Source organism: Microbacterium sp. NPDC096154, assembly GCF_040302945.1.
Lineage (GTDB): Bacteria > Actinomycetota > Actinomycetes > Actinomycetales > Microbacteriaceae > Microbacterium.
Genome location: NZ_JBEOSM010000002.1, coordinates 390714 through 403354 on the forward strand (window position 1 = coordinate 390714; position 12641 = coordinate 403354).

The 12641-nt window shown below is 72.9% G+C and carries 11 protein-coding genes; 4 read left to right on the forward strand and 7 right to left on the reverse strand.

The annotated features are described in order from the left end of the window. Positions 1-77: 77 nt before the first annotated feature. Both ABTW64_RS04355 and ABTW64_RS04360 read left to right on the forward strand, forming a co-directional pair. The gene (locus ABTW64_RS04355; RefSeq protein ID WP_350619551.1) at positions 78-4685 is read left to right on the forward strand and encodes an ATP-dependent helicase; all 4608 of its coding nucleotides are present in this window, start codon (positions 78-80) and stop codon (positions 4683-4685) included. Positions 4686-4738: 53 nt separating this feature from the next. Beyond that, the gene (locus ABTW64_RS04360) at positions 4739-5515 is read left to right on the forward strand and encodes a DNA-formamidopyrimidine glycosylase family protein (RefSeq protein ID WP_350619553.1); all 777 of its coding nucleotides are present in this window, start codon (positions 4739-4741) and stop codon (positions 5513-5515) included. A gap of 54 nt (positions 5516-5569) precedes the next feature. Here the strand turns inward: ABTW64_RS04360 and ABTW64_RS04365 are convergent, their stop codons facing one another. After that, entirely contained in the window at positions 5570-6208 is a 639-nt protein-coding gene (locus ABTW64_RS04365; protein ID WP_350619555.1) for a YitT family protein, read from the reverse strand. 188 nt (positions 6209-6396) lie between these two features. Here ABTW64_RS04365 and ABTW64_RS04370 point away from each other — a divergent pair, with 188 nt between their 5' ends. Continuing rightward, positions 6397-6804, forward strand: a complete 408-nt coding sequence (locus tag ABTW64_RS04370) for a transferase (protein ID WP_350619557.1) — start codon at positions 6397-6399, stop codon at positions 6802-6804. Positions 6805-6822: 18 nt separating this feature from the next. Here ABTW64_RS04370 and ABTW64_RS04375 read toward each other — a convergent pair whose 3' ends face one another. Both ABTW64_RS04375 and ABTW64_RS04380 read right to left on the reverse strand, forming a co-directional pair. Then, complete coding sequence (locus ABTW64_RS04375) at positions 6823-7371, reverse strand: thermonuclease family protein (protein WP_350619559.1); 549 nt, start codon at positions 7369-7371, stop codon at positions 6823-6825. 158 nt (positions 7372-7529) lie between these two features. Then, complete coding sequence (locus tag ABTW64_RS04380) at positions 7530-9089, reverse strand: MinD/ParA family ATP-binding protein (protein WP_350619561.1); 1560 nt, start codon at positions 9087-9089, stop codon at positions 7530-7532. Between the two features lie 337 nt (positions 9090-9426). Here ABTW64_RS04380 and ABTW64_RS04385 point away from each other — a divergent pair, with 337 nt between their 5' ends. After that, positions 9427-10005, forward strand: a complete 579-nt coding sequence (locus ABTW64_RS04385) for a LysR substrate-binding domain-containing protein (RefSeq protein WP_350619734.1) — start codon at positions 9427-9429, stop codon at positions 10003-10005. Between the two features lie 42 nt (positions 10006-10047). Here the strand turns inward: ABTW64_RS04385 and ABTW64_RS04390 are convergent, their stop codons facing one another. From ABTW64_RS04390 to ABTW64_RS04405, 4 genes are all read right to left on the reverse strand, one after another. Continuing rightward, a complete protein-coding gene (locus tag ABTW64_RS04390) occupies positions 10048-10530 on the reverse strand; it encodes a glutaminase (RefSeq protein ID WP_350619563.1) in 483 nt (160 codons plus the stop codon). Between the two features lie 30 nt (positions 10531-10560). Continuing rightward, entirely contained in the window at positions 10561-11325 is a 765-nt protein-coding gene (locus ABTW64_RS04395; RefSeq protein ID WP_350619565.1) for an ABC transporter permease, read from the reverse strand. After that, on the reverse strand, positions 11322-12116 hold the full coding sequence (locus ABTW64_RS04400) for an ABC transporter ATP-binding protein (protein ID WP_350619567.1): 795 nt from the start codon (positions 12114-12116) through the stop codon (positions 11322-11324). Before ABTW64_RS04400 ends, ABTW64_RS04395 begins: the two co-directional genes overlap by 4 nt. Before the next feature lie 159 nt (positions 12117-12275). Next, positions 12276-12641, reverse strand: a complete 366-nt coding sequence (locus ABTW64_RS04405) for a DUF1048 domain-containing protein (RefSeq protein ID WP_350619569.1) — start codon at positions 12639-12641, stop codon at positions 12276-12278.

A 12641-nucleotide genomic window follows, 5' to 3' on the forward strand; every position in this document is an offset into this window, starting at 1 on the left:
GGGAGAACGGGTGGCCGGCACAGAGCCGCCTGGTCAAGCCTGACGCCCATGTCGGTGGCCCGGGGCAGGATGGTCGGGTGGATGTACTCGACCGGTTCGCCCCCGCGACGCGGGAGTGGTTCCGGGGTGCGTTCCGTGCGCCGACCGACGCGCAGGCCGGCGCCTGGAACGCGATCTCACAGGGGCGCCATGCGCTCGTCGTCGCGCCGACCGGATCGGGTAAGACCCTCTCGGCGTTCCTCTGGGCGATCGACCGGGTCTTCCGCGAGAAGGAGCCGAGCGCCGAGCGCACGAAGATCCTGTACGTCTCGCCGCTGAAGGCCCTCGGCGTCGACGTCGAGCGCAATCTGCGCTCGCCCCTCGTCGGGATCTCGCAGGCGGCGCGCCGCCTGGGCGTCGACGCACCGGATGTCACGGTGGGAGTGCGCTCGGGGGACACCCCCTCGTCCGACCGCCAGCGCCTCGTGCGGCACCCGCCGGACATCCTGATCACCACGCCCGAGTCGCTGTACCTGATGCTCACCAGCCAGGCGCGCGAGACACTGCGCGAGGTGCACACGGTGATCGTCGACGAGGTGCACGCCGTGGCGGCCACCAAGCGCGGCGCGCACCTCGCGGTGAGCCTCGAGCGACTCGACGAGCTGCTCGAGCGGCCCGCGCAGCGCATCGGCCTGTCGGCCACCGTGCGGCCGATCGACGAGGTGGCGCGGTTCCTCGGCGGCACGGCCCCGGTCGACATCGTGGCCCCTAAGGCCTCGAAGACCTTCGAGCTGAGCGTGACCGTGCCGATCGCCGACATGCAGAACCCGCCGCCCGCGGCCGGAGCCGCACCGGCCGCGGAGACGGGCGACGACGGCGAGTGGTTCGCTCCCGAGCAGACCGAGATGACCGGATCGATCTGGCCGCACGTCGAGGAGGCGATCGTCGACCGCATCCTGGCGCACCGCTCGACGATCGTGTTCGCGAACTCGCGGCGACTGGCCGAGCGGCTGACGGCGCGGCTGAACGAGATCTACAGCGAGCGGCTCGGGCTCGACCTGCCGGATGCCGAGATCCCCGCGGCCATGATGGCGCAGGCCGGTCAGACCGCGGGAGCGGATCCGGTGCTCGCCAAGGCGCACCACGGCTCGGTGTCGAAGGAGCAGCGGGCGATCGTCGAGGAGGAGCTCAAGTCGGGCGCGCTGCGCTGCGTGGTGGCGACCAGCAGCCTCGAGCTCGGCATCGACATGGGCGCGGTCGACCTGGTGATCCAGGTCGAGGCGCCGCCGAGCGCGGCCAGCGGCCTGCAGCGCGTCGGCCGCGCGGGCCACCAGGTCGGAGAGGTCTCGAAGGCCGCGCTGTTCCCCAAGCACCGCAGCGACGTGCTGCATACCGCGATCGTGACCGAGCGGATGCTGGCCGGCCAGATCGAGTCGATCGCCGTGCCGCAGAACCCCCTCGACATCCTGGCGCAGCAGACCGTCGCGGCCACCGCGCTCGGTGCGATCGAGGTGGAGGCGTGGTTCGAGACGGTGCGCCGCAGCGCGCCGTTCCGCTCGCTGCCGCGCAGCGCGTTCGAGGCGACGCTCGACCTGCTGGCGGGACGCTACCCCTCGGACGAGTTCGCCGAGCTGCGCCCCCGTCTGGTGTGGGATCGCGACGCCGGGACGATCGAGGGACGCCCCGGTGCGCAGCGCCTGGCCGTCACGAGCGGCGGCACGATCCCCGACCGCGGCCTGTTCGGCGTCTTCATCGCGGGCGAGACCCGCAACGCGCGTGTGGGCGAGCTCGACGAGGAGATGGTCTACGAGTCGCGCGTCAACGACGTCTTCACGCTCGGCACCACGAGCTGGAAGATCGTCGAGATCACCCACGACCGTGTCAACGTCGTCCCCGCCTTCGGCCAGCCCGGCAAGGTGCCGTTCTGGCACGGCGACGGGCTGGGCCGTCCCGCCGAGCTCGGCGAAGCCCTGGGCCGGTTCGCGCGCGAGCTGAGCTCCGGCGCCGCCGACAAGGCCGAGGATCGCCTGAGGGAGGCGGGGCTCGACGACTTCGCGCGGCAGAACCTGCTGGGCTACCTGGCCGAGCAGAAGGAGGCCACGGGCACGCTTCCCACCGACCGTGCCCTGACCGTGGAGCGCGGTCGCGACGAGGTCGGCGACTGGCGGATCATCCTGCATTCCCCGTACGGCATGCATGTGCACGCGCCGTGGGCGCTGGCCGTCAACGCCCGTATCCGCGAACGACTCGGCGTCGAGGGGTCGGCGGTCGCGAGCGACGACGGCATCATCGCGCGCATCCCCGACGCCGAGTCGGAGCCGCCGGGCGCCGAGCTGTTCGTGTTCGACCCGGACGAGCTCGAGCGCATCGTGACCGACGAGGTGGGCGGGTCGGCGCTGTTCGCCTCGCGGTTCCGCGAGTGCGCCGCTCGCGCCCTGCTGATGCCGCGGCAGAACCCCGGCAAGCGCAGCCCGCTGTGGCAGCAGCGTCAGCGTTCGGCGCAGCTGCTCGAGGTGGCGCGCCGGCATCCGACGTTCCCGATCATCCTGGAGACGCTGCGCGAGGTGCTGCAGGACGTCTACGATCTGCCGGCGCTGCTGCGGATCGCGCGCAGCATCGGCGAGCGGCGCATCCGGCTCATCGAGACCGAGCCCTCCCAGCCGTCGCCCTATGCCCGCGACCTGCTGTTCGGCTACGTCGGCGCGTTCATGTACGAGGGCGACTCTCCCCTGGCCGAGCGGCGCGCGGCCGCGCTGTCGGTCGACCCTTCGCTGCTGAGCGAGCTGCTGGGCAAGGTCGAGATGCGCGAGCTGCTCGACCCCGATGTGATCGCGCAGTTCGAGGCCGAGGCTCAGCGCCTCGCACCGGATCGTCGCGCGCGCGGACGCGAGGGCGTGGCCGACCTGCTGCGGGTGCTGGGTCCCCTGTCGGTCGAGGAGGTCGCCGCGCGACTGGAGGAGCCCGCGGACGCGGCGCCGCACCTGGACGCGCTGGTCGAAGCCCGGCGCGCGATCCGCGTGTCGGTCGCGGCGACCGACCGGTACGCGGCGATCGAGGATGCCGGGCGTCTGCGCGACGCGCTGGGCGTCGCGCTGCCCGTCGGCGTGCCGGTGGCGTTCCTCGAGCCGCTGCCGGATCCCCTCGGCGACGTGGTGTCGCGGTACGCCCGCACCCACGGCCCCTTCACCACCGCGGCGGTCGCCGAGCGCCTGGGCATCGGGCCGGCCGTGGCGCGGCATGCCCTGCAGCGACTCGAGGCACAGGGCCGCCTCGTCAGCGGCTTCTTCCTCGCCGAAGCCGGGGTGAGCGACGAGCCGGAGTGGTGCGACGCCGAGGCGCTGCGCCGCATCCGGATGCGCTCGCTCGCCGCGCTGCGGGGCAGCGTCGAGCCGGTGGCGCCCGCCGCGTACGCGCGGTTCCTTCCCGATTGGCAGCACCTCACGCGCCCGCTCGAGGGCGTCGACGGTGTGCTCGCGGCCGTCGATCAGCTCGCGGGCGTGCCCATCCCGGCGAGCGCGTGGGAATCGCTCGTGCTGCCGGGCCGCGTGCGCGACTACACGCCCGGGATGCTCGACGAGCTCACCGCGACGGGCGAGGTCGTGTGGTCTGGACACGGCTCGCTGCCCGGGCGCGACGGATGGATCGCCCTGCACCCGTCGGATGCCGCCCCGCTGACGATCGCCCCCTCGGAGATCGAGATCGCGCCCGAATCGCTCGAGGCGCGGCTGCTCGTGGCCCTGGCGGGCGGTGGAGCCTACTTCGCGGCCCAGCTGCGCGACATGCTCAACGCGACCGGGGGCGCCCCCGAGAGCGAGACGGCCGTGGTCGAGGCGCTGTGGAACCTCGTGTGGGCCGGCCGGGTGACGAACGACACGTTCGCGCCGATCCGGTCGCTCCTCGGCGCCGGCTCGCAGGCGCACCGCTCGGCGCGCCGCACGCCGCGCGCGCGGCTGTACCGCGGGGCGTCGCTCTCGCGGCCGTCCTTCTCCGGCACCGCGGTGACGCCATCGGCCCGCCCACAGGCATCCGGCGGACGATGGTCGCTGCTGCCCGACCCCGAGCCGGATGCCGCCGTGCGTCACACGGCCACGGCGTCGCTGCTGCTCGATCGCTACGGCGTCGTGACGCGCGGGGCCGTGCAGAACGAGGGCGTGCCCGGGGGGTTCGCGCAGGCATACCGGGTGCTGGCGAGCCTCGAGCAGGCCGGGCACTGCCGCCGCGGCTACCTCATCGAGAAGCTGGGCGCGGCCCAGTTCGCCACGTCGCCCACGATCGACCGGCTGCGGCAGTTCTCGGGCCTGGCCGATCCGCCGCCCCTGCGCGCCGTCACGCTCGCCGCCACCGACCCGGCCAACCCCTACGGCGCTGCGCTCGCCTGGCCCGCCCTGGACGCGGTGAAGCACCGCCCGGGCCGGAAGGCCGGCGGCGTCGTGGTGCTGGTCGACGGCGCGCTGGTGCTCTATCTCGAGCGGGGCGGGCGCACGGCGCTGGCTTTCACGGACGACGAACAGGTGCTGGCCGCGGCGGCAGGCGACCTCGCCCGCACCGCGCGCGAGCGCCGGCTCGAGACGCTCACGGTCGAGCAGGTCAACGGCGAGTTCGTCTACGGCACCGCGGTCGGGCGCGCGCTGCGCGAGGCCGGATTCGTGGAGTCGCCCAAGGGGCTCACGCTGCGACGCGTCACGGCGGGAGCCGCCCGTGTCTGAGACAGCCGCGTCTGAGACAGCCGCGTCTGAGGCAGCCCTCGCGGGGGTGAGCGATGCCTGAGGGCGACACCGTCCATCGCGCCGCGCGCCGGCTCCACGCGGCGCTGGCCGGCCGGGCGGTCACGCGCTTCGACATCCGCGTGCCGGGCAGCGCGACCGCCGACCTGCGCGGGCAGACCGTGCACGCGGTCGCCGCGCGCGGCAAGCACCTGCTGATGCGCGTCGGCGAGCACACCCTCCACTCCCACCTCAAGATGGAGGGCGAGTGGCACGTCTACCGGGCTGGTGAGCGCTGGCGCAAGCCGGCGTTCAAGGCGCGCGCGATCGTCGCGACCGCGACCGCCGAAGCGGTCGGCTTCGACCTCGCGATGGTGGAGGTGCTGCCCACGCGTGACGAGGCGCGCGTGGTGGGGCACCTCGGTCCCGACCCGCTGGGCGCCGACTGGGACGCCGATGAGGCCGCGCGCCGCGTCGCGGCGGACCCCCGGCCGATCCACGTCGCGCTGCAGGATCAGCGCCACGTCGCAGGGTTCGGCAACGAGTACGCGAGCGAGCTGCTGTTCCTGCGCGGCGTGCATCCGGAGCGCCCCGCGACCGCAGTCGACGTGCCGGCGCTGCTCGCGCTGGGCGTACGCACCATCCGGCGCAACGTCGAGCTGCCCGTGCGGGTCTTCACAGGCGACAGCAGACGCGGACAGGAGCGCTGGGTCTACGGGCGGGAGCACCGGCCGTGCCGCCGCTGCGGCACGCCCATCCTGCGCGGCGCACTGGGAGCGTCGGCCATCAGCGAGCGGGTCGTGTACTGGTGCCCGCGCTGCCAGCCCGCCTGAGCCCGGACCGATCCTGGACCGACGCCACCGCCGGCGCGCCGCCGCGTCGCCACCTCAGCGGCCGATGTAGCGCCCCTCGCGGTGGTTCAGCGCGAGCACCACGCTCATGACCACGGCACCCAGGGCACTGAGCACGACGGTGTACCAGGGCAGCACGAGCAGCGAGAACAGCACCACGAGCACGTCGAGCGTCATCTGCGTCCAGCCGGCGCGGAAGCCGGTCTTCTCCTGCAGCAGCAGCGCGACGATGTTGACGCCGCCCACGCTGGCGCCGTGGCGGAACAGGATGAGCAGGCCCACGCCGGCGAGCAGATTGCCCGCGAAGACGCCGTACATCGGGTCGAGGTCGTGCACCGGCAGCAGATACCCGTTCACGACAGACAGCCCGGCGACCCCCGCGATGCAGACACACGTGAGCAGCGTGAAGCGCAGGCCCTTCTTCCACAGCGCGAGGAAGGCGAACGGGAAGTTCACGAGCACGAAGATGAGCCAGAACGGCAGCTCGGTGGCCTGGTCGAGCAGCAGGGCCAGCCCCGCGGTGCCGCCGGTCACGGCACCGGCCGCCTTCAGCAGGTACAGCCCCAGCGCGGCGACGAACGTGCCGATGACGATGCCCTGCACGTCCTCGGCCACGGTGTGCCGGGTCTGCTCCCAGTCGAAGACGAGGGTGCGGTCGGCTGTCTCGTTCGTCACGCCTCAACGATACGGGCCCTTCCTGGGGCTTTCGTCACGCAGTCTGCTCAGCCACCTCTGTAACACGCGCGACATGTGCCAGGCCCCGCCGCGGGAATATGCCCGGGTACCCCCTCGTTGTGATCAGTGTCCGGCCTCGACCGGGGCCGCGGAAAGGCGCTCAAGACCGAAAGGCGCTCAAGACCACTGTGGGCAAGAACTACGTCGATATCGAGAACGATCACGGCGAGACGCTGCGTTACCGCAAGCACGTCAACGGCCGTGGTCTCGTCGCGCACGGAGCCAAGGTGCACCCCGATGCGCGCGTGGAAGCGGGCGCGTACATCGAACCCGGCGCGCAGGTCGCCGCCGGTGCGGTGGTGGCGCGCGGAGCCTGGATCGAGTCGGAGGCCCTGATCGGCCCCGACGCCTACATCGACGCGAACGCGCACGTCGGCCCGAAGGCCGCCGTGGGTGCGCGCGCGCATGTCGGGGTGCGCACCCGGGTGGGTGCGGGCGCCCGCATCGCGAAGAACGCGAAGATCGGCGACGACGAGGCGATCCCGGCCGGCGGCACGGTCGTGACCGACGCACGCGGGCTGCACCTGGCGGCCTGAGCGCCTCGCTGACTCGCGTCAGCAGCTCCCCCAGATGCCCAGGCCCTGCGCCTGGGCTTTCTGCTGTGCGGCGGCCAGCAGCTCTTCGTGCGCGTCGTTCGGCGGGATGACCATGACCTCGCCCGCGCCGGATGCCACCAGCTCGCGATTCACGAATCTCCCGTCCGCGGTCCACGCGTAGAGCAGCGCACGGTCGTACCGGTCGCGCGGCTCCCGGTCGGGCGCGACCCACAGCGTGGATCCCTCAGGCGCCAGCCCACGCAGTGCGTCGCGCGCGGCATCGGCTCCGCACTCCGGCTCATCCGACCCCGAAGCGCCCGGGCCCTCGGGAGTGTCCACCCCGATCAGTCGCACCCGCTCGAGGCCGCCGCCCTCCCCCATCAGGCTCAGCGTGTCGCCGTCGTACACGTGCTCGACCGTCATCGCGACGGCGCCCTCGGGACGCCCCGGCACATCCTGCGTCTCAGGCGCGGATGCGCCGCGCATGCTGGACACGGCGACGGCTCCGACGCCTCCCACGACCACCACAGCCGCCAGCAGCATCACCACCCGCGACCCACGGCCCATCCCCTCCCCTTTCGCGTGGCGGCCGAGCGTCACACGCCATTGCCCGCGGCGAGCGCAGGCGGAGGGCTTCCGGCGACGAAGAAGGAGGGAGCCGAAGGCGACCCGGGCCACCTTCGACGCCGGAAGTCCGCAGCCGGCGCGTGAACCTTGGACCAGAACTACCGGAGCCCGGACGCGACGGCGGCCGTGACCTCGAGCCAGGCCTCGCGCGACTCGTCGCTCAGCGCGTCGTAGTCGATCACGTCGCCGCGGTCGAGCGCCGGGTCGAACGGAACCGACACGACCTGGCGCGTCAGCTGGCCCATGTGGTCGACCAGCCGCCGCTCCAGGTCGGGATAGCTCGTGGGCGACGGGTGGCTCATGACGGTGACGGCATTGCGCAGCTTGTCCTCGTGACCGTGCGCGACGAGCGTGTCGGCCATGGATGCCAAGGTGCGGGCGCTGTCCTCCTTGACGATGGTGGTGAGCACCAGCACGTCGGCCGCGGCGACCGCCGACTGCCAGGTGCCGGCCTTCGAGTTGTTGCCCGTGTCGACGATGATGACGCGGTACGAGCGGCTGAGCGTGTCGTGCAGCAGCGCGAAAGCCTCCGCGTCGATCACGTCGCTGTCTCCGTCGAGGTTCTGCGAAGCGAGCACATCGAACTTGTTCTCACCCTGGCCCCGCACGAAGTCGATGAGGTCGGCCGAGCTGAGCTCCCCGGTGCCCACCGACTGCACGTGCCCGAGCAGGTCGATCGCGGTGTGGTCATGAGCCGGCGACGGCAGCGACCGGATGCCCAGCGTGCCCTTGTACTCGTTGTTGTCCCACGCGAGCACGCTGCCGCCGCGCACGCGCCCCAGGGTGGCCCCGAGCAGGTAGGTCGTGGTGGTCTTGCCCACGCCGCCCTTCTCGCCGATGACCGCGACGGTCTTGCGCCCCGAGAACGCGCGCTGCACCGTCTCGCGCCGCTCGCGCTTGAGCTGCTCGTGCTTGCCGGGCTTGAGGCGGAACCCCAGCTTGTTCATGCCGCCGCGGAAGCCCTCGGTCGCCGGCACGGGCTTGGACGGCTTGGCCGACTCGGCGAAATCGCGCGCGGTGAGCAGCCGTGCCTCGCGACGCGTGAGGCCATGGTCCGCCCCCGGCTCGGCCGGGACCGACGCGGCCCGGGACGACGGCGCGGCTGCCGGTACCGCGGCGGGGACGGGGGCGGCGGGGTCCGCCGACTTCGGCACGCTCGTGACGATCTCCTCCTGTGCGGGCGCAGCCGACGCGGGTGCAGCCGGCGCAGGCGCAGCCGCAGCCGGCGCAGGCGCAGCCGGCGCAGGCGCAGCCGGCGCAGGCGGGGCAGCAGGTGCGGGCGCGGACGCCGCAGCAGGCGCAGCCGGCGCAGGCGCAGGCGCAGCCGGCGCGGGCGGGGCAGGCGCAGCCGGCGCGGGCGGGGCAGCAGGTGCGGCCGACGCCCCGCCCGCGGGCGCCTCGACGTCCTCCTTGACCGACCCATCCGGATGCACGACGAGCATCCGCACGCCGTCGCTGCCGCTGGCCGCCACCTTGACCGGACGGCCATACTCCTGGGCGACGAGCACCACGGTGGTCAGCACGGCCTTGCGAGCCCCCGCCGCGTCGCGCGCTTTGACCGGGTGCACCGCGCCGTCGATGGTGACCTGACCGGAGCCGTCGTCGTTCGTGACGGCCGAGATGCGGGGGCGATCCTGAGCTTCGGTGCTGTCGGTCACGGTGTCTCCTCGACTCGGTTGCGGCGCGTGGCCCGCCAGGGGGCCGGAAGCCGGTGGAACTCGGGTTCAACCGTATCCCGCGCGCCCGCGAGCATTCAGCGCGGATTCCCCGGCGGGCATGGCGACAGCCGGGTAGGGGTGCCCACGCCGCGCCGCGTAATCTGGCGGCATGTCATCCGGCGGCATGTCATCTGGCGGCAAAGCGCAGCGCGGTCGCGGCGGGGCTCGCGGAGGGCGCCGCGCCGCCCCGCAGCGAGGCACGACCCCCCGCGCCCCCGCCCGGCGGGCGGCCGCACCCTCCCCTGCCCCGCCCGCGGAGGCTCCCCGTACCTTCCGACTGGGTGCGGTCCCGGGCGCGACACCCGGCAAGTGGATCGACCGCTGGCGCGAGCGCATGCCGCATGTCTCGCTCGAGCTCGTGCCGCTCGATGTCGCGATGCAGCGCGAGCCGATCCTGTCGGGCGACGTCGACGCCGCCCTCGTGCGGCTGCCGATCGACGCGAACGACCTGCACGTCATCCGGCTGTACGACGAGTCGCCCGTGGTGGTCGCGTCCATCGATTCGACGCTGATGGCGGCCGACGAGCTGGAGCCCCGGGATCTCGCCGGGGAGGTCGTGATCGTGCCGCGCGACGACGTGCTCGGTCCGCTGGAGCTTCCGGCGGCCGAGGCGCCGCGCTTCGACGCTCCCGAGACGACGGCTGACGCGATCGCGACGGCCGCTGCGGGTGTGGGCGTCGTGATCGTGCCGATGTCGCTGGCGCGCCTGCACCACCGTCGCGATGTCGACTACCGGCCGCTGCGCGAGGCGCCCACCTCGACCGTCGCCCTGGCATGGCACGCCGACCGCACGACCCCCGACGTCGACACGTTCGTCGGCATCGTGCGCGGCCGCACGGCGAACTCCTCGCGCTGACCGAGCCGTACCCCGGCCCCGCGCGCACGCGCGGTCGTACCCCTAGGTTCCCGCGGGCGGGTCGAGCAGCAGGTCGATGCGCTCGGAGAGGTATGCCGCGAGCGGCATGAGAGCGCCGGCCGCCGTCCAGCGGATGAGCGGCACCTCGCGGTCGAGCACGAGCGGACCGTCGGCGGGCGCCGAGAGGTCGAGGGGGCGCCATCCGAGGTGCACCGTCTCGCCCCTGTCGAAACCGCCGCGCACCGCCATGGCCCGCAGCTCGGCGCGCCGGCGCGCCGACTCGGCGGTGTAGCCGCGACGTCCCGGATCGACCGCGCGCAGCACCTCCCCCTCCTGGTGCACCGCGTCGTCGCCGATCAGCAGCACCCCCACGCGCCACACCGCGCCGACGCGCACGATGCGGGCGCCGCCGCCCAGAAGCCGCCGCACGCGTCCGGGCTCCTCAATGGCTCCGAGCGCCTCGCGCGGGGCGGACGCGAGGCGACGTCGCGCATCCGCGAGCAGCTGCGCGACGTCGTCTCTCATGCGGTCCAGGCTAACCACGCTCCCGGCTCATCAGCTGATCCGGCGGCGGTAGACCAGCACGGCCGCGCCGTACGCCACCACCAGGATGCCGACCATCCACGCCAGCGCGATCCAGATCTCGCCGCCGACCGGCTCCCCGGCGAACAGGGCGCGGATCGTGTCGACGATCGACGTGACGGGTTGGTGCTCGGCGAACCACGCGACGGGGCCGGGCATCGACTCCGTCGGCGCGAACGCCGAGCTGAGGAAGGGCAGGAAGATCAGCGGGTAGCTGAACGCGCTCGCCCCGTCGACGGTCTTCGCCGACAGACCCGCGATCACCGCGATCCAGGTCAGCGCGAGTGTGAACAGGATGAGGATGCCCGCGACCGCCAGCCACGCGAGCGGCGAGGCGCCGGTCCGGAAGCCCATGAGCAGTGCGACGCCCACGACGACGGCGACCGAGACGAGGTTCGCGACGAGCGAGGTCAGCACATGCGCCCACAGCACGCTCGATCGGGCGATGGGCATCGACTGGAAGCGCTCGAAGATGCCGCCTTGCATGTCGAGGAACAGCCGGTAGGCCGTGTAGGCGATGCCGGATGCCACCGTGATGAGCAGGATGCCCGGCAGCAGGTACTCGAGGTATGACGTGCCGGCCCCCGTGCGGATCGCCCCGCCGAAGACGTAGACGAACAGCAGCATGAGCGCCACGGGCGTGACCGCGGTCGTGATGATGGTGTCGGGGCTGCGCAGGATGTGACGCAGTGAGCGGCCCGTGAGGGCGGCGGTGTCCCCGAGGACGTGCGTGGTCATGAGAGGTCCTTTCCAGTGGATGAGGCTGCGGGATCCGGCTCGCCGACGAGCGCGAGGAAGACATCCTCGAGCGACGGCTGCTTCTCGACGTACACGGGTTCGCCGCCCGCGGGCAGCAGCGCCCGGAGCTCGGCGAGCGTGCCGTTCTGGATGATGCGGCCCTGGTGCAGGATCGCGATGCGGTCGGCGAGCTGCTCGGCCTCGTCGAGGTACTGCGTCGTCAGCAGCACGGTCGTGCCGCCGTCGGCGAGCTGCCGCACGGTCTGCCACACCTCGATGCGCGCCTGCGGGTCGAGGCCCGTGGTCGGCTCGTCGAGGAAGATCACCGACGGCGCGCCGATGAGGCTCATGGCGATGTCGAGCCGGCGGCGCATGCCGCCCGAGTAGGTGCCGGCGCGGCGCGCTCCGGCCTCGGTGAGCGAGAAGCGGTCCAGCAACTCGTCGGCGACGGCGGCCGGATCCTTCTGGTGCCGCAGACGTGCGACGAGCGCGAGGTTCTCGCGTCCGGTGAGGATCTCGTCGACGGCGGCGAACTGGCCAGTCAGGCTGATGGCCTCGCGTACCTTGTGCGGCTCGACCGAGACGTCGCGCCCGGCGACCTCCACCGTGCCGGCGTCGGCCTTCAGCAGCGTGGACAGGATGCGCACGAGCGTCGTCTTGCCGGCGCCGTTGGAGCCGAGCAGCGCGAAGACCGTGCCGGGCTCGACGTCGAAGTCGACGCCGCGCAGGACGGACAGTCCGGCGAACGCCTTCTCGACGCCGCGGATGCGGATGGCTGGGGGGTTGTTCATGGCGGATCTCCTGTGAGAGTGAACGCGGATGACGGTTTTCGGGCGCGACGAACAGCGCCCCGTTCGGGCGTTCGTCGCTCCGGTCCGCGCGGCCGGGCTGAGGGTCAGCAGGGCCGCGCGGATCCGGACGTGGGAGGGCCGCTCAGCGGTCGAGGGCGGTCAGCCCGCCGCGCGCTCCGCGTCCTCGATGGACTTCGTCAGGCGGGCGCGCTCCTTGTCGATCCAGCGCTCGCCGGCGTAGGCCTGGGCGAAGCTCTCGGCGAACTCGACCGGGTCGTCGCCCACGATCTGCCGCAGCGGCGTCTCGTCGGCTGCGGCGCGCTCCCAGAGGTCGGCGAGGTCGGTGAACATCGCGACGAGCGTGTCGCCGCCGGTGATGCCGCCGTAGTACATGAGGTAGCGGTGCATCGCCTTGGCGGCGGCGCCGTAGGGCTCAGGCAGCGCGTCGATGCGGCGCTTGTCCTGCTTGTACTGCTTCTTCTGCTCGAGGGGCCCGGTGAGGGCCTCGATCCACTTCGCGGCCAT